The sequence below is a fragment of the Nocardia farcinica genome (genome assembly GCF_029867845.1).
GTDB lineage: Bacteria > Actinomycetota > Actinomycetes > Mycobacteriales > Mycobacteriaceae > Nocardia > Nocardia farcinica_A.
This window is the reverse complement of record NZ_JARWRU010000990.1, coordinates 1-26,249: the sequence shown is the minus strand read 5'-3', so window position 1 is coordinate 26,249 and position 26,249 is coordinate 1. Positions and strand designations below refer to the sequence as shown.

Genomic DNA, 26,249 nt, shown 5'->3' with positions numbered 1-26,249 from the left:
TGCTGCTGATCTCGCTGCCCCCGGTGGCGGTCTCGCTGCCGCCGTTCATCGTGGCCCTGGTGCTGGTGCAGGTCTGCGCCTTCCAGTTGCAGTGGATCAAGGCCTTCGGCGACAAGACCTGGGCCGGCCTGCTCATCGCCTCGCTGTCGATCGCGGTGGCGGGCGGCGGGCAGATCTCCCAGCTGCTCACCGTCAACCTGCGGGCTGCGCTGACCTCGCCCTACATCGAGACCGCCCGTATCTGGGGGCTGAGCCGTTTCGACCTGGTCGTGCGGCACGCCCTGCGCGCGGCGGCGCTGCCGGTGGTGACCGCGCTGGGCACCACCATCGGCGTGATGGTCGGCGGCACGGTGCTCACCGAGACGGTCTTCTCCCGCCTCGGCGTCGGCAGGCTCATCGTGAACGCGGTCGAGGGCAGGGACATGCCCATCGTGCTGATCGCCGTGACCGCCAGCGCGCTGATCTTCGTCACGGTCAACCTGGTCGTCGATCTGATCTACCCGGTCATCGACAAGCGAATTCGATTGGACGCCCGATGAGTCTGCTCGACGCCCGGCCCGCCTCGCCCGCCGAGGAGATCGACCGCGCCGACACCGCCGCCGCCTGGCGCGAACGGGCGGGCGGGGCCACCAGGTGGCTGCGGCACATCGCCACGTCCCCGAGCCTGCTGCTGGCCTACCTCTGGGTGGCGCTGATGCTGCTTGCCGCGATCGCGCCGCGGGCGTTCACCTCCCGCGACCCGCTGGCCCAGGACGCCGACGCGCTGCTGTTGCCGCCCAGCCTCGACCACCCCTTCGGCACCGACGACCTCGGCCGCGACCAGTTCACCCGCATGGTGCACGGGACCGCGCTGTCGGTGCAGGCCGCGGTCATCGCGGTGCTGATCGGCCTGGTCGGTGGCGCGCTGATCGGCCTGATCGCGGGGTCGGTGCGCGGCCGGGTGGACAGCGTGCTCATGCGCGTGGTCGACATCATGCTGGCGGTGCCGAGCCTGATCGTCTCGCTGGCCATCATCTCCGCCCTCGGGCAGGGCGTGGTCAACATCGCCATCGCCATCGGCATCAACAGCACCGCGGGCTTCGCCCGGTTGATGCGCTCGGAGGTGCTGAAGGTGGCGGGCTCCAAATACGTCGAGGCCTCGGTCTTCGCCGGCCACGGCTATGCCTACCGGCTGCTGCGGCACGTGGTGCCCAACGCCTCCCGGTCGGTGCTCGCCGCGGCCACGATGGAGATCGGCTCGGCCATCCTCACCGTCGCCGCGCTGAGCTTCCTCGGCCTCGGCGCCCCGCCGCCCACGCCCGAATGGGGTCTGCTCGTCTCCGAGGGCAGGACCTTCATCGCCACCCAGTGGTGGCTGAGCCTGCTGCCCGGCCTGGTCATCACCCTCACGGTCGTCGCGGTCTATCGGATCGGCCGATCACTCAACCGCGGGAGGACAAGTGTCGTCGCCTGATCCGCTCACCGTGCCCGAACCGGGCGCGCTGCTGAGCCTGCACGAGGTCACCGTCGATTTCGACGTGCCGGGCCGCCCGCCCGCGCGGGTGGTCGACCGGGTGAGCCTGAGCCTGAGCGCGGGCCGGGTACTCGCCCTCGTCGGTGAATCCGGCTCGGGCAAGTCCACGCTGGCCCGCACCGTCACCGGCACACTCGCCGAGAACGGCCGGGTCGCGGGCGGCCGGGTCGAGTTCGGCGGCAGGCGCCTGGATGGCCTGTCCGACAAGCGGTATCGCGCGATCCGCGGCCGCGAGATCGGCTACATCCCGCAGGACGCGCTGCTCGGGCTCAACCCGCTGCTGCCGGTGGGGGTGCAGGCGGGGGAGCCGCTGCGCGCGCACGGCCGGGCGGACAAGGCCGAACGCCGGGAACGGGTGATCGAGCTGTTCGGCAAGGTCGGCCTGCGCAATCCGGCCAAGATCTTCCGCTCCTACCCGCACGAGCTGTCCGGCGGCATGTGCCAGCGCGTGCTCATCGCCGCGGCCATGTCCACCGGCCCGAAGCTGCTGGTCGCCGACGAGCCGACCACAGCGCTGGACGTGACCGTGCAGAAGCGCATCCTCGACCTGCTCGGCGAACTGGTGTCCGAGCAGGAGCTGGCGATCCTGCTCATCACCCACGACCTGGGCGTCGCCGCTGAACGCGCCGACGAGATCGCGGTGCTGAAGGACGGCCGCCTGGTGCGCTCGGGCCGGGCCGCCGAGGTCATCGCCGCACCGGGCGACGCCTACACCACCGCTCTGCTGAACTCCTCCTCGTTCGGCTTCTCCGGGGCCGCCGCCGCGGCCGAACGGCAGCGGTGGCGTGCCGAGGCGGGCCGTGCCGAGGAGGACGCGCCGGTGGTGGTGCGCGCGGTCGACGTGCGCAAGACCTTCCCGGCCCAGCGCGGCCGCGACACCGTGACCGCGGTCGCGGGCGCGTCCTTCGAGGTGCGCCGCGGCAGCACGCTGGGCATCGTCGGCGAATCCGGTTCCGGCAAGACCACTCTCGTGCGCCTGCTGGCCGGACTGGCCGCGCCGGACTCCGGCACGATCGAGGTGGCGGGCAGGCCGGTGGTGCACCACCGGCGCGGCGCCGGCCAGGCCGAGCTGTACCGCACGGTGCAGATGGTCTACCAGGACCCGTTCGCCTCACTGAACCCGCGCGCCACCGTGCGCGCCATCATCGAGGAACCGTTGCGCGGCCACCGGATCGGCGACGCGGCGCGGCGGCGCGAGCGCGTGGACGAGCTGCTCGCGGTGACCGGGCTGCCCGCCGGGGTCGCCGACCGCTACACCGCCGAGCTGTCCGGCGGCCAGCGCCAGCGGGTGGCCATCGCCCGCGCGCTGGCCCCCGATCCCGACCTGGTGATCCTGGACGAGCCGGTCTCCGCCCTCGACGTCACCGTCCAGCGCCAGATCCTCGACCTGCTGACCTCACTGCAACGCGAGCTGGCGTTGACCTACGTCTTCATCTCGCACGATCTGGGGGTGATCGCCGAGATGTCGGACCGGATCCTCGTCCTGCATCACGGCGACGTCGTCGAGCACGGCGACGCCGCCGACATCCTCACCGCTCCGCAGACCGACTACGTCCGCGAACTGCTCGCCTCCATTCCCGGCGCGAGCGCCGCGACCGTCTCCGTCTGACCCTGTCGAAAGGAACACACGTGGGCACCCCCGCGAAACGCGAACTGCACCTGGGCTACATGTACTGGCTCAACGGCACCCACTGGGGCGGCTGGCGGCTGCCGGAGGCCCCCACCGCCAACGCCTTCGAGCTCGACTACGCCGCGCGCGCGGCGAAGCTGGTGGAGGACGCCAAGTTAGACATCTTATTACTCGGCGACACCCAGCCCGGCGACAACTACAAGGAGCACAGGGGCACCACCCACAACGCGGGCAGGCTGGAGCCGTTCACGCTGGCCTCGCAGCTGGCGTTGCAGACCTCCAGGATCGGCCTGGTCGTCACCGCCCACCCGACCTACTACGAGCCCTACATCCTGGCCCGCCTGACCGCCTCGCTGGACCACCTCAGCAAGGGCAGGTTGTCGTGGAACGTGGTGCTCGGCGCCAACGACCTGGCCGCGCGCAACTTCAGCCTGCCCGACCTGGGCGGCGAACGCCGCTACGCGCGCGCCGACGAGTTCATCGGCGTCGTGCGCAGGCTGTGGGACAGCATCGAGGACGGGGCCTACCTGCAGGACAAGAAGTCGGGCCGCTACCTCGACCCGGCCAAGATCCACCGGCTCGAGCACAAGGGCGAGTTCTTCCAGGTCGCGGGCACCCTGCCGATGGCGAGGCCGCCGCAGGGCCAGATTCCGCTGCTGTACGCGGGCGCCTCCGAACTGTCCCGCGAGCTGACCGCCCGGCATTGCGAGCTCAACTTCACCGGCCCGGCGAGCATCGAGGACTCCATCGAGTTCAACACCGATGTGCGGGCGAGGGCGCGGCGCATCCACGGCCGCGACGTCCCGATCTTCTTCCTGCCCGGCATCTCGCCGATCATCGGCGACAACAGGGCCGACGCGGTGGACATCTTCGAACGCCTCAACGCGGGGCTGCCACTGGACGACGACCCGGTCGAGGGCGACCAGGACGAGGAGTTCTGGCGCAGCGAGGAGTGGGCGGCGATCCAGCGGGCCCCGCGCGGGCCGCTGCCGCTGGGCGTGCGCAGCCTGCGCTCGCTGTCCGAACGCGTCGGCGTCGACCTGCGCCCCGGCGGGCTGGAGGCGGCCGTCACCCCCGAGATCGCCTCGCGGTTCAACGAATTCGGCCGGAAACTGCTCGACGGCGTGCGCGGCCGCACCGATCGCACCGTCGAGGCGGGCACCGTGCGCGCGATCGACCTGCTGCACAACGCCATCGGCGGCGGCTTCCCACAGGTGATCGGCACCGCCGAGGACGTGGCCGACCGGCTGATCGAGTGGTTCGACCGCGGCGCGGCCGACGGCTTCAACATCAATTCGCCCTACATGTGGGACCAGCTGGAGCGCTTCACCTCCCGGGTGGTGCCGATCCTGCAGGACAAGGGCCTGTTCCGCACCGAGTACACCAGCGACACCTTCCGCGGCCACTTCGGGCTGCCCGTGCCGCCCAACCAGTTCGCCACCACCGCCCAGTGAGATCAGGAAAACCGATGAGCGACAGAAAACTTCGTATCGGCCTCGCCGCCTACGGCACCGGCTGGGATGCCGACGCCTGGCGGCTGCCCCAGGCCACCAACACCGGCCTGCACGACCCGAGCGTGATCGTCGACGTGGCGCGCGCCGCCGAGCGCGGCAAGCTCGACTACGTCTTCTCCGGCAGCGCGCTGGGCAGCGAGCCGGACCACCTGCAGCGCATCTACCGCTGGGACAACTTCGTCTACGCGGGCTACGCGGCCGCGGTGACGAGGAACGTCGGCTTCCTGGTGTCGGTGAACTCCTCCTTCGAGCACCCCTACGGCATCGCGCGCCAGCTCGCCACCCTGGACAACTTCACCAAGGGCAGGACCGCGCTGAACGTGGTCTTCGGCATCGACCGGGAGGGCGATCCGGCCCGCAACTACGGCCGCAACCCGATCCCCGACGAGCAGACCAAGTACACCCGGGCAAGGGAGTTCACCCAGGTGGTGAACCGGCTGCTGTACGAGAGCTGGGACGCCGACTTCCTGCTCGACGACCGCGAGAAGGGCGTGCTGATCAAGCCGGGCTCCTGGCAGCGCATCGAGCATTCCGGCGAGCACTTCGAGGTGCGCGGTCCGCTCAACGTGCCCCCACCGGTGCAGCGGCGCATCCCCAATGTGCACGTTGGCACCTCGGAGGAGTCGCTGCGGTACGGCGCGGACCTCGCCCAGGTGCGGTTCTCGCCCTATCTCGGCATCGAACAGGGCAAGCAGGAGTACCGCAGGCTCAAGGAGCGGGTGGCCGCCGCCGGGCGCGACCCGGAGAAGTTCAAGATCATCCCCGGCGCCACCTTCTACCTCGCGGGCACCAGGCGCGAGGCCCAGGCCATCTACCGTCAGGTCACCAACTTCCAGCTGACCGAACAGATCCCCGAGCAGTTCTCGCTGGCGCTCGGCATCGACCTGTCGCGGGTGCGCGACAACGAGCGCGTCGTCGACGTCGTCGACCTGGACACCGTCGCCCCCGACGCACTCGAGGACTTCCGTCGCCCGCTCGGCCGGGAGAAGCGGCACGTGCGCGGCCGCGACGACCGCGAGATCATCCGCGGCCTGGTCGAGGCCCTCGGCGAGGACCTGACCCTGCGCGAGCTGTACCACCACGTGCAGCGCTCCCGCCAGGGCGGCCAGCCCGCGCTGGTCGGCGACGCGAAAACCATCGCCGACTGGGTGGAGGAGAACTTCGTCGAACGCGTGCTCGACGGCGTGCAGTTCTTCCCGCCGTACCACCGCGGCCCGGCCGACCTGCTCGTCGACCTGCTGGTGCCGGAGTTGCAGCGGCGCGGGCTGTTCCGCACCGAGTACGAGGCCGACACCCTGCAGGGCCTGCTCGACACGGACAACGGCTGATGGCGGGGGCGCCGGCGATCCCCGCCGGATATCGCGCGCTCGGCCGTTCCGGCCTGGTGCTGTCGGAACTGGGCATCGGCGCGAGCACTTTCGGCCGCTCCGGGATGCGCGCCGTCGACCCCGACCGCGTCAAGGCGATCGTCGACCGGGCCATCGACCTCGGGGTGACCTACTTCGACCTGGCCGAGGGCTACGGCGACCGCACCGGCCTGAGCGAGGAACTGTTCGCCAGGGCGGTCGGCTCCCGGCGGGAGAGCGTGGTCATCGGCACCAAGTTCGGCCGCTCGCTGCTGGCCGACCGCGGCCCGTCCTACGCGCTGACCGGATCGCGCAAATACATCGTGGGCTCGGTGGAGGACTCGCTGCGCCGGCTGAACACCGACTACATCGACCTGTACCAGATCCACTTCCCGGACGCGCACACCCCGATCGAGGAGACCCTGGCCGCGCTCGACGACCTGGTGACCTCGGGCAAGGTCCGCTATATCGGCGCCTCGAACTTCAAGGCCTGGCAGATCGCCGACGCCGAGCACGTGGCCGCCCGCAACGGTTTCACCCGGTTCGTCTCCACGACCGACGAGTACAACCTCACCTGGCGCAAGCCCGAGGAGGAGCTGATCCCGGCGCTGCGGCACTACGGGCTCGGCTTCATCCCGTACTTCCCGTTGCAGAACGGCCTGCTCACCGGCAAGTACCGGCAGGGGCATGCGCCCGCAGAGGCCAAGATCACCAACCTCAAGCGCTACCTGCTCGGCAGCGCGCCATGGGAGGCGCTGGCCCGCTACGAGAAGTTCGCCGCCGAGCGGGGCGTCACGCCGACCGCGCTGGCGCTGGGGTGGCTGCTGGCCCAGCCGACGGTGACCAGCGTGATCGCCGGGGTCACCGTGCCCGGGCAACTCGACGAGAACCTTGCGGCCAGCCGCTGGACGCCGACGCCGGAGGAGGAACGCGAGCTGCGCGGGTTCTTCACCGGCGACCTGTCCGGCGGGCCGGGCGTGGTCGACACGGGGGACGACGAGGGAGACGGGGAAGGGCCGGACGCGAAGGCCTGAGCTGTGCCTGCCCGCACCGCACGGTGCCGGAGCCACCGATGCCCGTGTGCGGATCTCCTCCGCGCACGGGCATCGTCGGTCGGCGGGGCCGCTCGTCAGCCGCGTTCCTCGCCGCGGGCGACGGGTCGGGTCGGGTCGGTGATCCACTGCGACCACGAGCCCGGGTACAGCGCGGCCGTCACACCGAGAGTGCTCAGGGCGAGCACGTCCAGGGTCGCGGCCACGCCGCCGCCGCAGTACGCGCCGACCGGGGCGCCGGTCAGGAAGGGCGCGTAGAGCGAGCGCAGGGTCTCGGTGTCGGCGAGGCGGCCCGCGCGCAGGTTGGCGGTGCCGGGCAGGTGGTGCGCGCCGGGGATGTGGCCGGTGGCCGGGTCGTCGGCCGAGCCGAGGTATGCCTGCTCGGCCCTGGCGTCGAGCAGGTGCCCCGCGCGGGCCAGACCCGCGGCGGTGCCCGCGTCGAGAACCGGCAGCGCGCCGAGCCGCAGCCGCGCGGTACCGCCACCGGTGGCCGGGCGGTCGGCGCTCAGCTCCCGCCCCGCCGCGACCCAGGCGTGCGCGCCGCAGTCCAGATAGCGGACGTCGGCCAGACCCGCCCAGCGCAGCACCCACCACACCCGGCTGGCGGTGGAGGGCTGGTCGGGGCTGTAGACGACGACCGTGCTGTCGTCGTGCACTCCCCACCGGCGCACGAGCGCGGTCAGCTGCTCCTCGGTGGGCAGCGGGCTGTTACCGGAGGTCTCGGTCTTCGGGCCGATCAACTCGGCGAAATCCACCGCGTGCGCGCCGGGCAGGTGCCCGTCGAGCGGCTCGGGGGCGGGAACAGGCCCCGCCGGGCCGTCGCCGCGCGCGCGCCGGGCCGCGCGCCCGCTCACGGCGGCGCCGGCGGCGGGCGCGGCGGGCCGCGCGGCGGGGGGGGCGGCCGGCGGGGGGGGCGGGGGGGGGGGGGGGCGAATCGGCGACGGCGGGCGACGCCGGGGACACAGAGCTCATGGCGATCCTCGAACAGATCCGGGTGGTGGACACCGCCGACGCTACGGACCGGTGGCCACGGCGAGAACGGTTGCGCTCGGCGGGATTCGAGCTCGCCGCGCGGGTCAGCGGGGCGTCACCCAGGTGGTGATGTCGGCGTGCACGACCTCGGTGCCTTCGCGGTCGAAGATCGACACCGGCACCACCAGTTCGGCGCCCTCGGTGATCGCCGTGAAGTCGGGGATCTCGGGCAGCAGGGCCACCGCGCGCAGCCGCGAGCCCGCCTTCGCCAGGTAGCGCACGTTCATGGCCTTGGGAATCCAGCGGTGGGTGGCCGGGACGGTGGCCTCGCACAGCATCCCCATCGCCACCTCGGCCAGGTTGCAGGCGGCGATGGCGTGGAAGGTCTTCAAGTGGTTGTGCACGCCGAACCAGAACGGCGCGCCCACCTCGCATAGTCCCGGTTCCAGCCGCCGCACGGTGGGCAGGACGGTGCCGAAGTACGGCACCTTCGCCACCATGCCCAGCGAGAACAGCGCGTGGCCGAGCCTGTTGTCGGGCAGCTTGGCCCAGCTGCGGTAGGTGGGGGTGCGGTCGGGCGAGGCGCCGGTCGTCATCCGTGCATCTTACTGCTCGGTAAGTTCGGTGCGGAAGGGGTCACCAGCGGTTGCGGGCCTCCTCGGCGAAGCCGATCACATCCGCGAACTCCACCCGCTCGCCCGCCTCGGTGACGATCGTCCCCGACCAGCGGCCGAAACACTGGTGGACCTCCATGGAGATCAGCCCGGCATCGGTGCGGGCGTGGCGGTCGTGGTCGGGAACCAGTTCCACATCGACCAGCCCGGCGCTGTCGCGGACCCGCCACGGCCGCATCGGGTGATCCCAGTCGTAGTCCCAGCGCAGCTCCTCGCCGATCTTGGTCAGCCGCCCGTCCACGCACAGGCCGTTCTCGGTGTAGCCGGTGCCCTCGGTCCACTTGCCGCCGAACTGCAGGCCGACCGTCCTGCCGTCGCGCGACACGCCCGAGGCGGCGGCCCAGTTCCACCGGTTCCGGTATTTCCACACCCCCCGGCCGAGATCGAGCGTGCCGTAGGCGGGCAGCTCGCCCGCACCGGGTTCCGCTCCACCCAGTTCCCATCGGTGCTCGCCCAGGCGCACGGTCCCGGTGGCCGGACGGGTGTTCTGCTTGCTGGTGAACTGGAACCGCCGCGGCGACCACGGGATGACCACATTGAGCGACTCGTGTCCGGCGGGCTCGGCCACCTCCACCTCGATGTCGAGCGGCCCCTCCGGCGTGCGGTCGCAGCGGGCCCGCAGCCGGGTCGACCCGCTCGCGCGCTCGTCGATCTCGATCCGCAGCCCGCCCGCCTCGACCGCGATCAGCCCGGTGCACGGCTGGTCGGGCAGGGCGAAGCCCCTGGCGGCCGGCACGATGCGGTCCACCGCGACCGACAGTCCCTTCGACGGTCCGCACAGCCAGACCGAGGCGTTGCCGAGGTAGTCCAGATCGGCGCAGGTGATCGCGAGATAGAGGTCGGGCGCGGTCACGGCCCAGTAGTCCCATCTCTTCTTCCTGCCCCACGCCCCGGACAGGTTGGCGCGGTGCAGCGGCCTGCGCGACCAGCCGACGGCCTCGGGGTTCAGACGTCCGCGCGCGTCGCACAGGTCGACCGGCGCGGTCAGTTCGCGTTCGCTCATCCGCCGATCATGCCCTCGCCTGCCCGCCGGGACAGCGCCCCCGGTTGTGGGGGGGGGGCCTTCGGGGGGGCTCGCCGGGGGTGGGCGGACCCACGTGGGGGGCGATTTGAAGTCGCCGACGGGGGTCATGCATACTGTTCGGGTTGCCTTGCCCGGGGTCGTGGTCGTTTCCTGGCCGGAACCGTGTGTTCCGCTGGACGCGAGCGCTATCCGGCAGGGCGAGAGCAGTAACCGATGTGTATTCCGCCGGGCGACCGGCGCGAGTACGTCCGGGACACGTTCTGCAAGCCTGCGATGAAGTTTCGATCCGGGCCGAAGAATGAGCGAAAAGGCGACACGCCCGACCGCGTGGACCGGAGAACCATGACAGATGAACAGCGGCGAAGATCGGGCATGGCCCCGGTCGGTGGTCTCCCTGAGGCGTCTTTCGTGTGTTCGGGCTGTAGCAAATGAGGGTGGTACGGATGGTTGACGGTTTACGGGCCACGAAGGAAAGCGGAGAAAAGGACACTTAGCGTGGCGGGACAAAAGATCCGCATCAGGCTCAAGGCCTATGACCACGAGGCGATCGACGCGTCTGCGCGCAAGATCGTGGAGACGGTCACCCGCACCGGGGCCCGCGTGGTCGGACCGGTGCCGTTGCCGACCGAGAAGAACGTGTACTGCGTCATCCGTTCGCCGCACAAGTACAAGGACTCGCGCGAACACTTCGAGATGCGCACGCACAAGCGTCTCATCGACATCCTCGACCCGACGCCGAAGACGGTCGACGCGCTCATGCGCATCGACCTGCCGGCCAGCGTCGACGTCAACATTCAGTGACGGCGGTAGGAAATCGAATGACTGACAGCAACGTTGATGGAAAGAACCGGCCTGCCGCCGGCATTCTGGGCACCAAGCTCGGCATGACCCAGGTCTTCGACGAGAAGAACCGCGTCGTCCCGGTGACCGTGATCAAGGCGGGCCCGAATGTGGTCACCCAGATCCGCACCGAGGAGCGCGACGGCTACAGCGCCGTGCAGGTCGCCTTCGGCGCCATCGACCCCCGCAAGGTGAACAAGCCGGTCTCCGGCCAGTTCGCCAAGGCCGGTGTCACCCCGCGCCGTCATCTCGCCGAGATCCGTGTCGCCGACGCCTCGGGCTTCGAGGTCGGCCAGGAGATCAACGCCGACGTGTTCGAAGAGGGCAGCTACGTCGACGTCACCGGCACCTCCAAGGGCAAGGGCTTCGCGGGCACCATGAAGCGCCACGGCTTCCGTGGCCAGGGCGCCTCGCACGGCGCGCAGGCCGTGCACCGCCGTCCGGGCTCCATCGGTGGCTGCGCCACCCCCGGTCGCGTGTTCAAGGGCATGCGCATGTCGGGCCGTATGGGCAACGACCGTGTGACCACGCAGAACCTGTCCGTTCACAAGGTCGACGCCGAGAACGGCCTGCTGCTGATCAAGGGTGCGGTCCCGGGTCGCAAGGGCGGCGTCGTGATCGTCAAGAGCGCCGTGAAGGGTGGTGCGCACGCATGAGCGCCGTGAGCACTCAGAAGGAAACCAACCTCACGCTTCCCGTCAAGGAAGCCGGAGGCAAGACCAACGGCACCGTCGAGCTCCCCGCGGAGATCTTCGATGTGACGGCCAACATCGCGCTGATGCACCAGGTCGTCACCGCGCAGCTGGCCGCCGCCCGCCAGGGCACCCACGCGACCAAGACGCGTGGCCGGGTCTCCGGTGGCGGCAAGAAGCCGTACCGGCAGAAGGGCACCGGCCGCGCCCGCCAGGGCTCGACCCGCGCGCCGCAGTTCACCGGCGGTGGCACCGTCCACGGCCCGCAGCCGCGTGACTACAGCCAGCGCACCCCCAAGAAGATGATCCGTGCCGCGCTGTACGGCGCGCTGTCGGACCGCGCCCGTAACGATCGCATCCACGTGATCAGCGAGCTCGTCGCCGGCCAGACCCCCTCGACCAAGACCGCCAAGAGCTTCCTGTCCGAGCTGTCGGACCGCAAGAAGTTCCTGGTCGTCGTCGGCCGCGAGGACGTCACCGCGTGGAAGAGCGTGGCGAACCTGCAGAACGTGCAGCCGATCGCCCCGGATCAGCTGAACACCTACGACGTGCTGAACAGCGACGACGTGGTCTTCAGCGTGGAAGCCCTGAACACTTTCGTTCACGGCCCCGCGGAATCTCCGCAGAACACTGCGGCGGCTCAGGAGGAGAGCAAGTGACCACCATCGCCGACCCCCGCGACATCCTGCTGGCGCCGGTCATCTCGGAGAAGTCCTACGGACTGATCGAGGAAGGCACCTACACCTTCCTGGTGCACCCGGACTCCAACAAGACGCAGATCAAGATCGCCGTCGAGAAGGTCTTCGGTGTGAAGGTCACCAGCGTCAACACCGCCAACCGTCAGGGCAAGCGCAAGCGGACCCGCTTCGGTTACGGCAAGCGCAAGAACACCAAGCGCGCGCTCGTGACCATCTCGGCCGACAGCAAGCCCATCGAGATCTTCGGAGGCCCGGTCGCGTAAGCGGCGGGGATTCCAGAAAGCAGAGAAGAACTCATGGCAATTCGCAAGTACAAGCCGACAACCCCCGGTAGGCGTGGGTCGTCCGTTTCGGACTTCGCCGAGATCACCCGGTCCACTCCCGAGAAGTCGCTGCTGCGCCCGCTGAGCAAGACCGGTGGTCGCAACGCCCACGGCCGCATCACCACTCGCCACCGTGGCGGCGGGCACAAGCGTGCCTACCGCATCATCGACTTCCGTCGCCTGGACAAGGACGGCATCCCGGCCAAGGTCGCGCACATCGAGTACGACCCCAACCGCACCGCCAACATCGCGCTGCTGCACTACGTGGACGGCGAGAAGCGCTACATCCTGGCGCCCAAGGGCATCCAGCAGGGCACCCCGATCGAGTCCGGCCCCACCGCCGACATCAAGCCGGGTAACAACCTGCCGCTTCGCAACATCCCGACCGGTACCACCATCCACAACGTGGAGCTGCGTCCCGGCGGCGGCGCCAAGCTGGCTCGTGCCGCGGGCATGAGCATCCAGCTGCTCGGCAAGGAAGGCCCCTACGCCACGCTGCGTATGCCCTCCGGTGAGATCCGTCGCGTCGACGTGCGCTGCCGCGCCACCGTCGGCGAGGTCGGCAACGCCGAGCAGTCGAACATCAACTGGGGCAAGGCCGGCCGTATGCGCTGGAAGGGCCGCCGCCCCACGGTCCGTGGTGTCGTGATGAACCCCGTCGACCACCCGCACGGTGGTGGTGAGGGCAAGACCTCCGGTGGTCGCCACCCGGTCTCGCCGTGGGGTCAGCCGGAAGGCCGCACCCGCAAGCCCAACCGTCCGAGCGACAAGCTCATCGTCCGCCGTCGCAAGACCGGCAAGAAGCGCTGAAGGAGGAGGTAAGAAATGCCACGTAGCCTCAAGAAGGGCCCGTTCGTCGACGACCACCTCCAGGCGAAGGTGGACGTGCAGAACGAGAAGGGCACGAAGCAGGTCATCAAGACCTGGTCGCGTCGTTCGACCATCACCCCGGATTTCATCGGTCACACCTTCGCGGTCCACGACGGCCGCAAGCACGTGCCGGTGTTCGTCTCGGAGAACATGGTCGGGCACAAGCTCGGTGAGTTCGCGCCGACCAGGACGTTCAAGAGCCACGTCAAGGAAGATCGGAAGAGCAAGCGGCGATGAGCGAAGCGAAGAGCAATCAAGCACTGCTGACGGCCTCGGTCACGGCGCGCGCGACCGCCAAGCACGTCCGCGTCACTCCGATGAAGGCTCGTCGTGTCGTGGACCTCGTCCGTGGCAAGCGGGTCGAGGACGCCCTCGCGATCCTGAAGTTCGCTCCGCAGGCCGCGAGCGAGCCGGTCGCCAAGGTCGTGGCCAGCGCCGCGGCCAACGCCGAGAACAACCTCGGCCTCGACCCGGCGACGCTGGTCATCTCGACCGCGTACGTCGACGAGGGCGCGACCCTGAAGCGTTTCCAGCCGCGTGCCCAGGGCCGCGCGTTTCGGATCCGCAAGCGCACCAGCCACATCACCATCGAGGTCGAGAGCGTGCCCACCGCCGGTGCTGCTCGCAGCCGCCGGAAGGGAGGGGCAAAGTAAATGGGACAGAAGATCAATCCCCACGGCTTCCGCCTCGGTATCACCACCGATTGGAAGTCCCGTTGGTACGCGGACAAGCAGTACGCGGACTACGTGAAGGAAGACGTCGCGATCCGCAAGCTCCTCGCCACCGGCATGGAGCGTGCGGGCATCTCGAAGGTCGAGATCGAGCGCACCCGTGACCGCGTGCGTGTGGACATCCACACCGCGCGTCCGGGCATCGTGATCGGCCGTCGCGGCGCCGAGGCCGACCGCATCCGTGCCGAGCTGGAGAAGCTCACCGGCAAGCAGGTGCAGCTGAACATCCTCGAGGTCAAGAACCCCGAGTCCGATGCCCAGCTGGTCGCCCAGGGTGTGGCCGAGCAACTGTCCAACCGTGTGGCGTTCCGTCGCGCGATGCGCAAGGCCATCCAGTCGGCCATGCGTTCGCCGAACGTCAAGGGCATCCGCGTGCAGTGCTCGGGCCGCCTCGGTGGCGCCGAGATGTCGCGCTCGGAGTTCTACCGCGAGGGTCGGGTGCCGCTGCACACGCTGCGCGCCGACATCGACTACGGCCTCTACGAGGCCAAGACCACCTTCGGTCGCATCGGCGTGAAGGTCTGGATCTACAAGGGCGACATCGTCGGTGGCAAGCGTGAGCTGACCGCCGCCGCGGCTGCCCCCGAGCGTCCGCGCCGGGAGCGCCCGTGCCGTCCGCGTCGTTCCGGTTCCACCGGCACCACCGCGACCAGCACTGAGGCCGGACGGGCCGCCACCGCGGTGGCGGAGGCTCCGGCAGAGAATCAGGAGGGCTGACGCATGCTGATGCCTCGTAGGGTCAAGCACCGCAAGCAGCATCACCCGAGTCGCTCCGGTATGGCCAAGGGCGGCACCTCGGTCGCCTTCGGTGAGTTCGGCATCCAGGCTCTCGAGCCCGCCTACGTCACCAACCGTCAGATCGAGTCGGCTCGTATCGCGATGACCCGCCACATCAAGCGTGGCGGCAAGATCTGGATCAACATCTACCCGGATCGTCCGCTGACCAAGAAGCCCGCCGAGACCCGCATGGGTTCCGGTAAGGGTTCGCCGGAGTGGTGGGTCGCGAACGTCAAGCCCGGCCGGGTGATGTTCGAGATGTCCTACCCGAATGAGGAGATCGCTCGCGAGGCCCTGCGCCGCGCGATGCACAAGCTCCCGATGAAGTGCAGGATCGTGACCAGGGAGGAGCAGTTCTGATGGCTACCGGAACACCGGCCGCAGAGCTCCGCGAGCTCACCGAAGACGAACTCGTCTCCCGCCTGCGTGAGTCGAAGGAAGAGCTGTTCAACCTGCGCTTCCAGATGGCGACGGGTCAGCTCGACAACAACCGTCGTCTGCGCGTCGTCCGTCACGAGATCGCGCGCATCTACACGGTCATGCGTGAGCGTGAGCTCGGTCTGGCCACCGGACCCGCTGACAAGGGAGATGCGGCATGAGCGAGAGTGCGAAGGGACAGGACCGCGGCAGCCGCAAGGTTCGCGTCGGTTACGTCGTCTCGGACAAGATGAACAAGACGATCGTCGTCGAGCTGGAGGACCGTAACCGGCATCCGCTCTACGGCAAGATCATCCGCACCACCTCCAAGGTGAAGGCGCACGACGAGAACGAGATCGCCGGCGTCGGCGACCGCGTCTCGCTGATGGAGACCCGACCGCTGTCGGCCACCAAGCGCTGGCGTCTGGTCGAGATCCTGGAGAAGGCCAAGTAAGCGCCTCTCCCGGCTGACTCGTCGAAGAGCACGAAGGCCCGTTCCCCGTTCGGGGGCGGGCCTTCGTCGTTTCGTCACAGTGCCGCGTCACGCCGCGGCCCGTTCACCGATCGTCGCGCCGGGCCCTCCGCTCCCGCACGGTCAGCACGAGTACGTAGAGCAGGGCGGTCAGCAGCCCGACGACCAGGGCTGCCACGGCGAGCGAGGCCCAGCCCGCCGTGTCGTCCGGCCAGGCGCTGCCGCGGCTGCGGTCCCAGAGTTGGTAGGCGGTGAAGCCCGCCGCGGCGCCGAGTGCCACGCCTGTCGCCTGTCGCCCTGTCATGGTCATGTGGTCGCTCCTCGATCGTCGCGCACGGTGGTCGTGAAGGGTGTGCACAGTGATCGACAGGCCGCCGGAAAGTGTTTACGGGTACCGGAAGCCGACCCCTTGGCGGTCCGGTACCCGGGCGCGCGCGGAGCGGGCGCTTACCGGGACGAGCCCCAGAAGCCCTGTTGGAGCTGGAAGAGGACGAGTACGTAGACGGCCTCCACGAGTTCCTCGATCGGATTGTTCGGTGCGAGCAGCGCACTGCCCGACAGGGCGCTGCCGGTGGATTCGTCGGCGACGGGGGCCGGGGCCTGCGCGAGGGCGGGTGCGGCGGGGGCGCCGAGCAGAGCGGCGAGAACAGCGGTGGTGGCGAGGCTGCGTTTCACGGTGGCGGGTCCTTCGGTTCGGGTGCGTGTTCGGGTTCCGGTCAGTCGGCGGAGCCGGAGGAACCCGAGCCGGGGAAGGTGGGCTCGACGTTCTGGCCGGGCAGATCGCCCCAGCTCGCCGAGCCGGTCGCCACCAGGATCGAGTAGTAGACCTCGAAGATCTCGTCCCAGATGTTCAGCGCGGGGGGTGGGCACGGGATCTCCCGGCAGGCCGTCCCCCCGGTGCCGGACTCGATGGGTGCGCTGCTTCCCGAGTCCGCGACCGGGCGCACTGCGGGCGGGGCGATGGCGGCCGGGGTGGCGGCGGCGATGGCCGGGGCCGTGAGGGGGACGACGGTGGCTGCGAGAACGAGGCTCGCGTGGATCAGGTGGCGCACCATGTGACCTTTCTGCGGAATTCCGGCTCAGGCTAACGGAATCCGCAGCACAATGAAGCGCGATCGTTTCACATTCCGCGCGGTCTGTTGTCCCCGAGAAAGCGCCGGGCGAGCGGACGTGGAGCGCTCAGGCGAGGGAGGTGTGCCAGACGAGGGCGGCGGTCAGTGCCCCGAGGCCGTTGACCGACCAGTGCAGGGCGATGGGCGCGAGCAGGCTGCCGCTGCGCCGGCGCAGCCAGGTGAAGACGACGCCTGCGGCGGCGGTGGCGAGCACGGCCAGCGCGATGCCCGCGATCTGGCCGAGCACCCCGCCGGGGAGCATCGCGCTGAGGCCCTTGTTGCCGCTGGTCAGGCCGAAGGAGGAGGCGATGTGCCAGAGGCCGAACAGCAGTGAGCCCGCCGCGAAGACGCCGCGAGCGCCCCAGGCGCGGTCCAGGGTGCCGTGCAGGACACCGCGGAAGGCCAGCTCCTCGGGAATGACGGTCTGCAGGGGAATGACGATCATCGAGGCGATGAGCGCGCCGGAGATGGTGGCGTAGCGGTCGGCGAGGAAGAACGGCCGTGTCACCGGCAGCAGCGCGCCGACGGCGACCACGGTGAGAACCAGTCCGACGGCGGCCAGCGCGTACAGCGAGCCGCGTCGCCAGTGCCGGGGGGAGAGGCCCAGTTCGGCCCAGCCCAGCCCGCGCCTGCGCACCAGCGCGAGCAGGATCACGGCGGCGACCGGGACGCTGACGATGTTGGCCCAGGCGGTGGTGAAGTGGGCGATCAGGTTGGTGCAGGTCAACACCACGATCACCACGGCGACATCGATATAGGCGTGCGGGCGGCGCCGCGTGTCGGATACCGGGACGAGGGCGTCTGCTGCTGTCGCGGCATGGGGCTCGCGCTGCGCCGCCGTATCGGAGGCAGGCACTGCCACGGTGTCGGTTTCACGCATCGGGCCCAGTGTACGGAGCGATTCTGAGCGCGCGCTGTGCCGTGCGGGCCGGCCGGGCGGCGAACTCAGCCCGCCCAGCCCGCGTAGTCGGTCCAGGCCTGCAGGGTGCGGGTGGTTTCGAAGCGGCGGTGCTCGCCGGTGACCGGATCGGTGAATTCGAGCACCGAGGCCAGCAGTTGCAACGGCCGGGTGAACTCGTGCACCGGCTTGTCGGTGACGACGGGATAGAACTCGTCGCCGAGGATCGGCACCCCGAGACCGTTCATGTGCAGGCGCAACTGGTGGGTGCGGCCGGTGTGCGGGGTGAGCCGGTAGCGGCCGAGCCCGTCGCGCTGTTCGAGCAGCTCGACCAGTGTCTCGGCGTTGGGCTCGCCCTCGACCTCCTGGGCGGCCAGCACGTGCTTCTCCTTGACGATGCGGCTGCGCACGGTGCGTGGCAGTTCGAGGCCGGGATCGTACGGCGCGACGGCCTCGTACTGCTTGCGCACGGTCCGCTTGTGGAACATGGTCTGGTACGCGCCGCGCCGGGCCGGGTCGACCACGAACAGGATGAGCCCGGCGGTCACGCGGTCCAGCCGGTGCGCGGGCACCAGATCGGGCAGGTCGAGTTGTTCGCGCAGGCGAACCAGCGCGGTCTGGCGGATGTGCTGCCCGCGCGGGATGGTGGCCAGGAAGTGCGGTTTGTCGGCGACGAGGATGGTGTCGTCGCGATGGACCACCCGAACCTCGAAGGGGACCTCTGCCTCCTCGGGTAGATCCCGGTGGAACCAGACCGCCCCGCCCGGCACGTAGGGGGCGTCCGGCGCGATCGGCCCAAACAGATCCACGATGGCACCTGCCCGCAGCAGTTCGTCGATGCGCTCGGGCGCGACGCGCGGCAGCCGCTCCACCAGATGGTCGCGGATCGTCGCCCAATGGCCCGCCTCCGGCATCCGCAGCCGGGCGGGATCGAGGCCGTGCCGCTTCGGCAACGGCGGCTGCTGCCTGCGTCTCATCGCCGTGAACTCTATCGGCCGCCCGGCGAGCCGTTCGCGTCAGCCGCTGCTGCCGGGCGTCGATCGGCTCAGGCGGGCCCGCCGCTGACGTTCTCCAGTGCTGCCGCCGTGGCCGCGAGATCGACCGGTTCTCCGCCGAGCGGCCCACGCAGGAACGCCTCGACGAGAGTGTTCGTGGTGCGCAGGGTGTCGGCCGGGTCGCGGGGACCGCCGGGGAAGCGGAGCAGGGAGCGGGCAGGCCCGGCGAGGAAGTACGTGGCGTCGGTGAAGGCGTTGTGATCGGTGCCCGCGAGGGTGTAGCGGTGGCCGGGGGCGGTGAGGTTGGCCAGCAGGGTGCGGTTGCCGTCGAGGTAGCGCGGCGAGTGGTCGGTGCGGTCGCTCTCGAGCAGCAGCACCGGACGGTCGATGACGCGCTGGGGCAGCTCGCCGTTGGGGGCGCCGTCGATGTTCACCGCGGCGTCGAGGCGCGGGTCGTCGGCGAGGGCGGCCACGGCGCTGCCGCCGCCGAGGGAATGGCCGACGGCGGCGATGTGCTCGGTGGCCAGGCGGCCGGTCAGAGCTTCCAGCCCTACGCCCCGGTCGAGCCGATCGAGGACGAAGCGCAGGTCGGCGGCGCGGGTGCGCTGGTGCTCGGCCAGCAGTGCGGCCAGCTCGGCCTCGCCGTCGGGCAACCGTGGTTCGGCGGTGATCACCCGGTGATCGGCCAGCGTGGTGACCGCGGACTCGTAGGGGTGGTCGACGGCGAGGACCACGAAGCCGCGCGAGGCCAGGTCGGCGACCAGGGCGGTGTAGAAGGCGCGCGGGGCGCTGTAGCCGGGGGAGAACAGCACCACCGGCCAGCGCTCGCGCTCGTCGTGGACGGCGAGGTCGCTGTGGGCGTGGGTGGTGACGGCGCCGTAGCCGCGCATCAGCACGCCCGGCACCCCCGCGACGTTGCGGGGGAGTTCGCCGTCGCCGTCGAGATAGACGTACTGTCGTCCCGAGGTCCCGGCGGCCGGATACCAGGCCTGCACCACCACATTGCGCCGCTCGCCTGGGTTCGCCGGCTCGGCGCGCTGCTCGTCGACCCAGCGGAAGATCTGCGAGCCCACCGCGTACGGCCCGGTCGGCTCGGGCAGCCGCGGCACCGGCACGGCCGCGAGGGCGGGCAGCGCGAGCACCGCCGACACGGCCACGGCGGCGCGCGCCACGATCGGACCGGCCCCGGTTCGCCGCCGGACGCCGAGCGTGATGGCCACCGTCGCGGCGAGCGGAACCAGCAGATACAGCGGGAGGAACTGCCAATAGAAGTGCTCCAGCAGCAGTTGCGCCGCCCAGCCCAGCCCCAGCAGCGGCGCCGCGACCGGCAGCGCGAACATCGCCACCCGCGGCGCGAGCACGGCTGTCACGGCATATCCGAGCGTCAGGGCGACGAGTACTACGTCGATGGTCGACACAACCGGCTCACCTCGTGCTCACGGCGCCGGACCCCGCTGGACACCCGTCGGGACCGCCCCCTGATCGACTGACCGCCTCCTCCGGCCGGTCGACCGCCACCCTACCGGCGGCCGGACATCCCCACCGCGATCGCGCCGAGGGCGCATTCCTCGAGCTCGTCGTTCCCGGTCGCCGAGGCGAAAGCCGCGGCCTCGGTGAACGATTGCGCGCACACACCGACGCCGAGCGCGGCGCCGGCCAGGGCGAGCATCTGGGTGAGCGCACCGGTCTGCCGCAGCACGGCCGCGTACCCGCCGGGAGCGGCGTCGCCCGACAACAGCCCGGAACGCGCGCCGAACACGATCAGCGCCTGTGGTTCTCCCGCCGCGGCGCCGACCGCCGCGGCGTAGGCGTCCGCCGACGAGGCGAGCATCCGCCGCACCGAGGGCGAGTCGGCGGGCGCGACCGGCCGAAGCCGGTGCCCGGCGGAGTCGTAGTGGTACATGCCCGGCGCCAGCCCGGCCACCTCCCGCACCACCGGATACACCTCGATGGGGGAGTCACCGGTCGCGGGCGCGCCGCACGCCGTCTGCGCTGCCTGACCGCGCGCCGCCCGGTACAGCATGTCGCCGAGCCGCTCGATGGTCAGCGGCGCGCCGGCCGCCGCGTCCACCCCGTCGGCGGGCGCGGGCAGCGCGACGGTCTCCCCGAGGTAGGCGGGCCTGCGCGCGGCGGCGGCCCTGGCGGGATCGTCGGCACCCGCGCGGCCAGGGCCGTGGCGCATCGCCAGCCGGTGCAACCACAGATCCGCGGCGCTCCAGTCGCGTGCGCCGGGCTCGTTCTCCTCGGCCCAGCCGTCGGCGACCAGGAATCCGCCCCAGTGCAGGTCGTCGGCGAACTGGGTCTTCACCGCGATCGGCAGGTCGGAATCCGCCGAACCGAGCCCGTCGAGCAGGGCGAGCAGCCGGGGATCGTGGATGCGCAGGCTGCACCACGAGCGCGGGTGTTCGAGCACGAAACCCCCGCCGTCGCGGTGCAGCACCGCGAACTTCGACAACGTCGCCGACCACGACGGCAGCGAGTGCTCCGGGCGCGGGACCGGCCGTTCGAAGGGGCGGATGGTGTAGAGGTCGCGCCCGGCGTCGCGCACGGTGGCGGCCAGCCAGCCGCCGTCGGCCAGCCGATCCAGCAGCGGCGCCACATCCGCGCCGCCGGCCTCGGCGGCGATCTCCGCGACCGTCCTCGGGCCACGCGCGAGCGTGCTCAGCGCCCGCACCTGCGGTTCGGCCAGTTCGGTCAGCTCCACGGTGCGCGGTGGCGCGTGCAGGGTGGCGCCCTCGGCCGTTGCCGTGAGCGTGACGCCGTCACAGAGGGTGAATCGGGTCTGTTCGGAATAGATGACGGCGGGCACTACCACTGACCTCCGCGCGTGGAACTGATCTCTTCTGCTTCTTACTTCGCCGCCGCGGCGAACGCCGGGCCGAGCTTGTCCAGGATGTACGGAACCGACAGGGCGGTGGGCTGATTCACCGCGCTGATCTCCTGCGTGGTGAGGAACACCACCGATCCCTTGCGCACCGCGGGCAGTTCGTCGTAGCCGGGCAGCTGCCGGTAGCGCTCGTCCATGCCGGGGGAGTAGCCGGCCAGCAGCAGATCGGCGGTCAGCTCGTCGAGCCGCTCCGGCGACAGTGCGACGCGGCCCTGGGCGGCGGGCAGGTCCTGCAGGTTCTGCGGGATGGTCATGCCGAGCTCGGCGAACAACTTCGAGGAGCCGTCGTCCGGGTCGGTGAGCACCATCAGCTGCGAGGGGCCGGCCAGCCAGGTGCTGACGAAGGTCTTGCCCGCCAGGTCCGGGTTCGCGGCGGTGATCGCGGCGATCTCGTCGGCCACGCCCGCGACGATCCGCTCGGCCTCGTCGTCCTTGCCGAGCACCTCGCCCAGGGTGGTCACCTGGTCCTGCCAGGGGGTGATGATCGAGTCCGACAGGCCGGGCAACACCGGGGCCACCTTGCTCAGGTCGTCGTAGGTCTTCTGGTCGGCGATGAACGGGTCGGCCAGGATGAGATCCGGTTCCAGCGCGGCGACCTGCTCGGCGATGTTGCCGGTGGTGCTGATCTCGGTGGCCGAGTCCAGCGCGCCCTCGGGCTGCCACGGTGTGGCGTTCTGCGCGGTGACCGCCACGTTGTCGATGTAGCCGACCGGCGTGACGCCCAGCGCCAGCGTGGTGTCGAGCCACTGGTTGCCCAGCGCGACGATCCTGCTCGGGGTGCCTTCGATGACGGTCTCGCCGCGGCCGTGGGTGATGGTGAGGCCTTCGCCCTGGCCGCTGCTGTCCCCGGCGGAGCCGCATGCCGTCACGCCGAGCGCGAGTGCGCCCGCGACCGCGGCGACCGCGGCCCGTGCCCACACGCGAGTTCTGCCGACAGACCTCATCGTTCGCACTCTCCTTCACTGGTGAACCCGCCCGGAGGGTCCGGCGGCGCCGGATCCAATTCAGATAAGGCTAACCTATCTACCTCGGTCGCTGACGGTTGCCTGCCCTTTTCCTCCCGGAGAAGGGCGGGGAGAGTCCGTGGAACGCACGCGCGGCGCGCGCCGACGACCCGGGTTAGACTTCGCCGACTCTGTGCTCGTCGCGGGATGGGGAACTCGGTTGGAAACGTCAAGGGACTGGGGCAACGAGCTCGTCGAGACGGTGAAATGGCTCGCCATCGCCTTCACGATCACCGCCGTCGCCTTCACCGCCATCGTCGCCATGCTGCTGTGGCTGACCGCCTGGGGCAGGCAGTTCTGGCGGCTGACCGGTGGCTTCTTCCGCGGCCGCGACGGCATGTGGACGATCGCCTTCGTCGCCCTGCTGCTGTTCATGACCGTCTTCGCGGTCCGCATGAGCGTGCTGTTCTCCTATCAGGGCAACGACATGTTCTCCGCGCTGCAGGAGGGCGCGGGCGCGCTGGTCTCCGGTGACCAGGCCACCCTCGACGCGGCCGAGACGGCGTTCTGGAACTCGATGATCCTGTTCGCCGTGCTGGCGACCATCCACGTGGTCAGAGCGCTGCTGATCTACTACCTCGGCGAGGCCTTCGACATCCGCTGGCGCGAATGGCTCACCGAGCACGTCACCACCGACTGGCTGCGCGACCGCGCCTACTACCGCGCCCGGTTCATCGACAACACCATCGACAACCCCGACCAGCGCGTGCAGGCCGACATCACCAACTTCGTGCAGTACTCGCGCGTGCTGGCCCTCGGCGCGGTCAGCTCGGTGGTCACGGTGGTCTCGTTCACCAAGATCCTGTGGGATCTGTCCGGCCCGCTGACGCTGTTCGGTGTCGAGATCCCCCGCGCGATGATGTTCCTTGTCCTCATCTACGTGCTGCTGACCACGGTCATCGCGTTCTGGATCGGCCGCCCGCTGATCCGGTTGAACTTCCTCTACGAGATGGCCACGGCCAACTTCCGCTACGCTCTGGTCCGCCTGCGGGACAGCGCCGAGAACGTCGCCTTCTACCAGGGCGAGAAGGTGGAGCGGCACGGCCTGCTCAGCCGCTTCGCCGCGGTCATCGCGGTGTACTGGCGAGTGGTCTTCCGCACCATCAAGTTCAACGGCTGGAACCTCGGCGTCAACCAGACCGCGGTGGTTTTCCCGTGGATCATCCAGGCGCCGCGCTTCTTCACCGGCCAGGTCACCCTCGGCGGGGTCAACCAGACCGCCACCGCCTTCGGTGAGATCCACGATTCGCTGTCGTTCTTCCGTGAGTCCTACGACACCTTCGCCGCCCTGCGCGCCTCGCTCATCCGTCTGGACGGTCTGCTGGTGGCCAGCGACGAATCGCGCGAGCTGCCCGCGCTGGCGGCCGCCGGCCTCGACGACGCCGTGGAGATCGACGCCGTCGACGTGCGCAAGCCGGACGGCACCGTGCTCATCGACGACCTCACCCTGCGCCTCACTCCCGGTGACGCCCTGGTGGTGAAGGGCCCCTCGGGCACCGGCAAGACCACCCTGCTGCGCGCGCTGGCGCAGATGTGGCCCTACTCCGAGGGCACGATCCGCAGGCCGGAGGGCAACGAGACGCTGTTCCTCTCGCAGATCCCCTACCTGCCGCTCGGTGATCTGCGCACCGCGGTCGCCTACCCGGCCCGGCCGGGCGAGATCGAGGACGAGACCCTGCGCGCTGTGCTGACCAAGGTGCACCTCGGTCACCTGGTCGACCGCCTGGACGAGGAGGCCGACTGGGCCAAGATCCTGTCCCCGGGCGAGCAGCAGCGGCTGGCCTTCGCCCGCATCCTGCTGATCCGGCCGAAGGTCGCCTTCCTCGACGAGGCCACCTCGGCGGTCGACGAGGGGCTGGAGTACTCGCTGTACAAGCTGGTCCGCACCGAGGCGCCCGACACCATTCTGGTCAGCGTCGCCCATCGCAGCACCGTCGACCAGCACCACACCCAGCGCCTCGAGCTCACCGGCGAGGCGGGCGGCTGGCGGGTCGCACCCGTCGGCTGACCCCGATTTGGGCGCGACCTGCGCGTTCCCATACACTTGACCGGTTGCCCGCGGGCGTTCTGCCCGCGAACTCGGCCGCGAACCCCCGGTGGTGGTGAGAAACCGCTGGTAGGCGCGCGCTCCGGGTGGCAGCACGACCATGCCCGTCGGGTCGGCAATCCGGCGTGCTTTTACGTCCAGGTCAAGGAGGCTGAAGTGATTCAGCAGGAGTCGCGACTGCGCGTCGCCGACAACACGGGTGCGAAGGAAATCCTCTGCATCCGCGTTCTCGGTGGTTCGTCGCGTCGCTATGCCGGTATCGGCGACGTCATCGTCGCCACCGTGAAGGACGCCATCCCCGGCGGCAACGTCAAGCGGGGTGACGTGGTGAAGGCCGTCGTCGTGCGCACCGTCAAGGAGCGCCGCCGTCCTGACGGTTCCTACATCAAGTTCGACGAGAACGCCGCCGTGCTCATCAAGGCGGACAACGATCCGCGCGGCACTCGCATCTTCGGCCCCGTGGGCCGCGAGCTGCGCGACAAGAAGTTCATGAAGATCGTCTCGCTGGCCCCGGAGGTGCTCTGACATGAAGGTGCACAAGGGCGATACCGTGCTCGTCATCTCGGGTAAGGACAAGGGCGCCAAGGGCAAGGTCATCCAGGCCTACCCGAAGGAGAACCGTGTCCTCGTCGAGGGCGTGAACCGGATCAAGAAGCACGTCGCGAACTCCGCGAACCTGCGTGGCGCCTCCTCCGGCGGCATCGTGACCCAGGAAGCCCCCATCCACGTGTCCAACGTGATGGTCCTGGACTCCGACGGCAAGCCGACCCGCATCGGCTACCGGACCGACGAGAACGGCAAGCGGGTCCGCATCTCCCGTCGCAACGGGAAGGACATCTGAGCATGACTACCACCGAGAAGACCCAGCCGCGCCTCAAGGTCCGCTACCGCGAAGAGGTCAGGGACGCGCTGAACAAAGAGTTCGACTACGCCAACGTGATGCAGATCCCGGGCGTGGTCAAGGTCGTCGTGAACATGGGTGTCGGCGACGCCGCCCGTGACGCGAAGCTGATCAACGGCGCTGTCGAGGATCTGGCCCTCATCACCGGCCAGAAGCCGCTGGTCCGCAAGGCCACCAAGTCGATCGCGCAGTTCAAGCTGCGTGAGGGCATGCCGATCGGCGCCAAGGTCACCCTGCGCGGCGACCGCATGTGGGAGTTCCTGGATCGCCTGGTCTCCATCGCGCTGCCCCGTATCCGCGACTTCCGCGGCCTGTCGCCGAAGCAGTTCGACGGCAACGGCAACTACACGTTCGGTCTGAGCGAGCAGTCGATGTTCCACGAGATCGACGTGGACAAGATCGACCGCCCGCGCGGTATGGACATCACCGTGGTCACCACCGCGACCAACAACGAAGAAGGCCGTGCCCTGCTGAAGCACCTCGGCTTCCCGTTCAAGGAGAACTGAGCCATGGCGAAGAAAGCTCTGGTCAACAAGGCCAACCGGAAGCCGAAGTTCGCGGTTCGCGCCTACACCCGCTGCCAGCGTTGCGGCCGGCCGCACGCGGTCTACCGCAAGTTCGGCCTGTGCCGCGTGTGCCTGCGCGACATGGCGCACAAGGGCGAGCTGCCCGGCGTGCACAAGAGCTCCTGGTGAGCTCGGCGCGCCGCCGAGCCCGAGCGTGAGCTGACGCTCCGGCGGCGCGTCGCCAACCGAATATTCCACGAGGGCACGGACTTTCGACGAGTCCGTGCCCTCGTGCGTCCCGGTCGGCCGACCCGGCCGCGGCGCGGCGGGGGGGGCGGGGGGGGGGGGGGGCGG

General features: G+C 70.0%; 32 protein-coding genes and 1 pseudogene. 22 read left to right on the top strand and 11 right to left on the bottom strand.

From position 1 onward, the window contains the following. The 6 genes from QH283_RS21980 to QH283_RS21955 all read left to right on the top strand — a co-directional run. The coding region (locus QH283_RS21980; protein ID WP_280504859.1) for an ABC transporter permease at positions 1-539 on the top strand (539 nt) is incomplete at its 5' end. After that, positions 536-1,453, top strand: coding sequence for an ABC transporter permease (locus QH283_RS21975; protein ID WP_076573639.1), 918 nt, complete (start codon positions 536-538; stop codon positions 1,451-1,453). The genes QH283_RS21980 and QH283_RS21975, both read left to right, overlap by 4 nt. Beyond that, on the top strand, positions 1,440-3,122 hold the full coding sequence (locus QH283_RS21970) for an ABC transporter ATP-binding protein (RefSeq protein ID WP_280504858.1): 1,683 nt from the start codon (positions 1,440-1,442) through the stop codon (positions 3,120-3,122). Before QH283_RS21975 ends, QH283_RS21970 begins: the two co-directional genes overlap by 14 nt. Before the next feature lie 20 nt (positions 3,123-3,142). Further along, positions 3,143-4,597, top strand: coding sequence for an LLM class flavin-dependent oxidoreductase (locus QH283_RS21965; RefSeq protein WP_280504857.1), 1,455 nt, complete (start codon positions 3,143-3,145; stop codon positions 4,595-4,597). A 14-nt stretch (positions 4,598-4,611) separates the two neighbouring features. Next, positions 4,612-5,985, top strand: coding sequence for an NtaA/DmoA family FMN-dependent monooxygenase (locus tag QH283_RS21960; RefSeq protein ID WP_060593162.1), 1,374 nt, complete (start codon positions 4,612-4,614; stop codon positions 5,983-5,985). Next, positions 5,985-7,037: an aldo/keto reductase gene (locus tag QH283_RS21955; RefSeq protein WP_280504856.1), complete on the top strand. Its 1,053-nt coding sequence runs from the start codon at positions 5,985-5,987 to the stop codon at positions 7,035-7,037. Before QH283_RS21960 ends, QH283_RS21955 begins: the two co-directional genes overlap by 1 nt. A 95-nt stretch (positions 7,038-7,132) precedes the next feature. Here the strand turns inward: QH283_RS21955 and QH283_RS21950 are convergent, their stop codons facing one another. The 3 genes from QH283_RS21950 to QH283_RS21940 all read right to left on the bottom strand — a co-directional run bounded on the left by QH283_RS21950 (position 7,133) and on the right by QH283_RS21940 (position 9,704). Beyond that, complete coding sequence (locus tag QH283_RS21950; RefSeq protein ID WP_280504855.1) at positions 7,133-7,909, bottom strand: sulfurtransferase; 777 nt, start codon at positions 7,907-7,909, stop codon at positions 7,133-7,135. Positions 7,910-8,131: 222 nt separating this feature from the next. After that, positions 8,132-8,623: a hotdog fold domain-containing protein gene (locus QH283_RS21945; protein ID WP_060593159.1), complete on the bottom strand. Its 492-nt coding sequence runs from the start codon at positions 8,621-8,623 to the stop codon at positions 8,132-8,134. Between the two features lie 40 nt (positions 8,624-8,663). After that, the gene (locus tag QH283_RS21940; RefSeq protein WP_280504854.1) at positions 8,664-9,704 is read right to left on the bottom strand and encodes a DUF2804 domain-containing protein; all 1,041 of its coding nucleotides are present in this window, start codon (positions 9,702-9,704) and stop codon (positions 8,664-8,666) included. Between the two features lie 516 nt (positions 9,705-10,220). Here QH283_RS21940 and rpsJ point away from each other — a divergent pair. The 11 genes and pseudogenes from rpsJ to rpsQ form a co-directional block, all read left to right on the top strand. Beyond that, on the top strand, positions 10,221-10,526 hold the full coding sequence (gene rpsJ, locus QH283_RS21935; RefSeq protein WP_003938093.1) for a 30S ribosomal protein S10: 306 nt from the start codon (positions 10,221-10,223) through the stop codon (positions 10,524-10,526). Positions 10,527-10,543: 17 nt separating this feature from the next. Next, positions 10,544-11,221, top strand: a complete 678-nt coding sequence (rplC, locus tag QH283_RS21930) for a 50S ribosomal protein L3 (RefSeq protein ID WP_280504853.1) — start codon at positions 10,544-10,546, stop codon at positions 11,219-11,221. Next, on the top strand, positions 11,218-11,916 hold the full coding sequence (gene rplD / locus QH283_RS21925) for a 50S ribosomal protein L4 (protein WP_280504852.1): 699 nt from the start codon (positions 11,218-11,220) through the stop codon (positions 11,914-11,916). The genes rplC and rplD overlap by 4 nt, the downstream gene beginning before the upstream one ends. Next, positions 11,913-12,218, top strand: coding sequence for a 50S ribosomal protein L23 (rplW, locus tag QH283_RS21920; protein WP_011207266.1), 306 nt, complete (start codon positions 11,913-11,915; stop codon positions 12,216-12,218). Before rplD ends, rplW begins: the two co-directional genes overlap by 4 nt. Positions 12,219-12,251: 33 nt before the next feature. Then, positions 12,252-13,088 carry a 50S ribosomal protein L2 gene (gene rplB / locus QH283_RS21915; RefSeq protein ID WP_280504851.1) on the top strand — a complete coding sequence of 279 codons (837 nt, stop codon included), beginning with the start codon at positions 12,252-12,254 and terminating at the stop codon, positions 13,086-13,088. Positions 13,089-13,103: 15 nt separating this feature from the next. After that, positions 13,104-13,385 (top strand): 30S ribosomal protein S19, encoded by a 282-nt coding sequence (rpsS, locus tag QH283_RS21910; protein ID WP_011207268.1) that lies wholly within the window; start codon positions 13,104-13,106, stop codon positions 13,383-13,385. Continuing rightward, positions 13,382-13,801 (top strand): 50S ribosomal protein L22, encoded by a 420-nt coding sequence (gene rplV / locus QH283_RS21905; RefSeq protein WP_280504850.1) that lies wholly within the window; start codon positions 13,382-13,384, stop codon positions 13,799-13,801. Before rpsS ends, rplV begins: the two co-directional genes overlap by 4 nt. Then, complete coding sequence (rpsC, locus tag QH283_RS21900; RefSeq protein ID WP_280504849.1) at positions 13,802-14,596, top strand: 30S ribosomal protein S3; 795 nt, start codon at positions 13,802-13,804, stop codon at positions 14,594-14,596. It begins immediately after the preceding gene. Between the two features lie 3 nt (positions 14,597-14,599). Continuing rightward, on the top strand, positions 14,600-15,016 hold the full coding sequence (gene rplP, locus QH283_RS21895; protein WP_280504848.1) for a 50S ribosomal protein L16: 417 nt from the start codon (positions 14,600-14,602) through the stop codon (positions 15,014-15,016). Next, positions 15,016-15,255: a 50S ribosomal protein L29 gene (rpmC, locus tag QH283_RS21890; RefSeq protein WP_040794488.1), complete on the top strand. Its 240-nt coding sequence runs from the start codon at positions 15,016-15,018 to the stop codon at positions 15,253-15,255. The genes rplP and rpmC overlap by 1 nt, the downstream gene beginning before the upstream one ends. A gap of 23 nt (positions 15,256-15,278) precedes the next feature. After that, a pseudogene (gene rpsQ / locus QH283_RS21885) lies at positions 15,279-15,527 on the top strand (30S ribosomal protein S17); the annotation flags it as partial. A gap of 103 nt (positions 15,528-15,630) precedes the next feature. On the opposite strand, the gene QH283_RS21880 reads toward rpsQ, so the two are convergent. The 8 genes from QH283_RS21880 to QH283_RS21845 all read right to left on the bottom strand — a co-directional run bounded on the left by QH283_RS21880 (position 15,631) and on the right by QH283_RS21845 (position 22,381). Further along, complete coding sequence (locus QH283_RS21880; RefSeq protein ID WP_280504847.1) at positions 15,631-15,855, bottom strand: hypothetical protein; 225 nt, start codon at positions 15,853-15,855, stop codon at positions 15,631-15,633. A 137-nt stretch (positions 15,856-15,992) separates the two neighbouring features. Beyond that, entirely contained in the window at positions 15,993-16,220 is a 228-nt protein-coding gene (locus QH283_RS21875) for a hypothetical protein (RefSeq protein WP_280504846.1), read from the bottom strand. Between the two features lie 41 nt (positions 16,221-16,261). Next, a complete protein-coding gene (locus QH283_RS21870) occupies positions 16,262-16,600 on the bottom strand; it encodes a hypothetical protein (protein ID WP_280504845.1) in 339 nt (112 codons plus the stop codon). A 124-nt stretch (positions 16,601-16,724) separates the two neighbouring features. Further along, positions 16,725-17,537, bottom strand: coding sequence for a CPBP family intramembrane glutamic endopeptidase (locus QH283_RS21865; protein ID WP_280504844.1), 813 nt, complete (start codon positions 17,535-17,537; stop codon positions 16,725-16,727). 65 nt (positions 17,538-17,602) lie between these two features. Then, a complete protein-coding gene (locus tag QH283_RS21860) occupies positions 17,603-18,532 on the bottom strand; it encodes an RluA family pseudouridine synthase (protein WP_280504843.1) in 930 nt (309 codons plus the stop codon). Positions 18,533-18,600: 68 nt separating this feature from the next. After that, positions 18,601-19,968: an alpha/beta hydrolase family protein gene (locus tag QH283_RS21855; RefSeq protein WP_280504842.1), complete on the bottom strand. Its 1,368-nt coding sequence runs from the start codon at positions 19,966-19,968 to the stop codon at positions 18,601-18,603. Positions 19,969-20,069: 101 nt separating this feature from the next. Next, complete coding sequence (locus tag QH283_RS21850; RefSeq protein WP_280504841.1) at positions 20,070-21,359, bottom strand: nitroreductase family protein; 1,290 nt, start codon at positions 21,357-21,359, stop codon at positions 20,070-20,072. 41 nt (positions 21,360-21,400) lie between these two features. Beyond that, positions 21,401-22,381, bottom strand: coding sequence for an ABC transporter substrate-binding protein (locus tag QH283_RS21845; protein ID WP_280504840.1), 981 nt, complete (start codon positions 22,379-22,381; stop codon positions 21,401-21,403). A gap of 220 nt (positions 22,382-22,601) precedes the next feature. On the opposite strand from QH283_RS21845, the gene QH283_RS21840 reads away from it, so the two are divergent. The 5 genes from QH283_RS21840 to QH283_RS21820 all read left to right on the top strand — a co-directional run bounded on the left by QH283_RS21840 (position 22,602) and on the right by QH283_RS21820 (position 26,084). Then, positions 22,602-24,449, top strand: a complete 1,848-nt coding sequence (locus tag QH283_RS21840; RefSeq protein ID WP_280504839.1) for an ABC transporter ATP-binding protein/permease — start codon at positions 22,602-22,604, stop codon at positions 24,447-24,449. A gap of 195 nt (positions 24,450-24,644) precedes the next feature. After that, positions 24,645-25,013: a 50S ribosomal protein L14 gene (rplN, locus tag QH283_RS21835; protein ID WP_011207305.1), complete on the top strand. Its 369-nt coding sequence runs from the start codon at positions 24,645-24,647 to the stop codon at positions 25,011-25,013. A gap of 1 nt (position 25,014) precedes the next feature. After that, complete coding sequence (rplX, locus tag QH283_RS21830; RefSeq protein ID WP_280504838.1) at positions 25,015-25,329, top strand: 50S ribosomal protein L24; 315 nt, start codon at positions 25,015-25,017, stop codon at positions 25,327-25,329. A gap of 2 nt (positions 25,330-25,331) precedes the next feature. After that, on the top strand, positions 25,332-25,895 hold the full coding sequence (rplE, locus tag QH283_RS21825) for a 50S ribosomal protein L5 (RefSeq protein ID WP_280504837.1): 564 nt from the start codon (positions 25,332-25,334) through the stop codon (positions 25,893-25,895). Between the two features lie 3 nt (positions 25,896-25,898). Beyond that, positions 25,899-26,084, top strand: a complete 186-nt coding sequence (locus QH283_RS21820) for a type Z 30S ribosomal protein S14 (RefSeq protein WP_011207308.1) — start codon at positions 25,899-25,901, stop codon at positions 26,082-26,084. Positions 26,085-26,249: the final 165 nt, after the last annotated feature.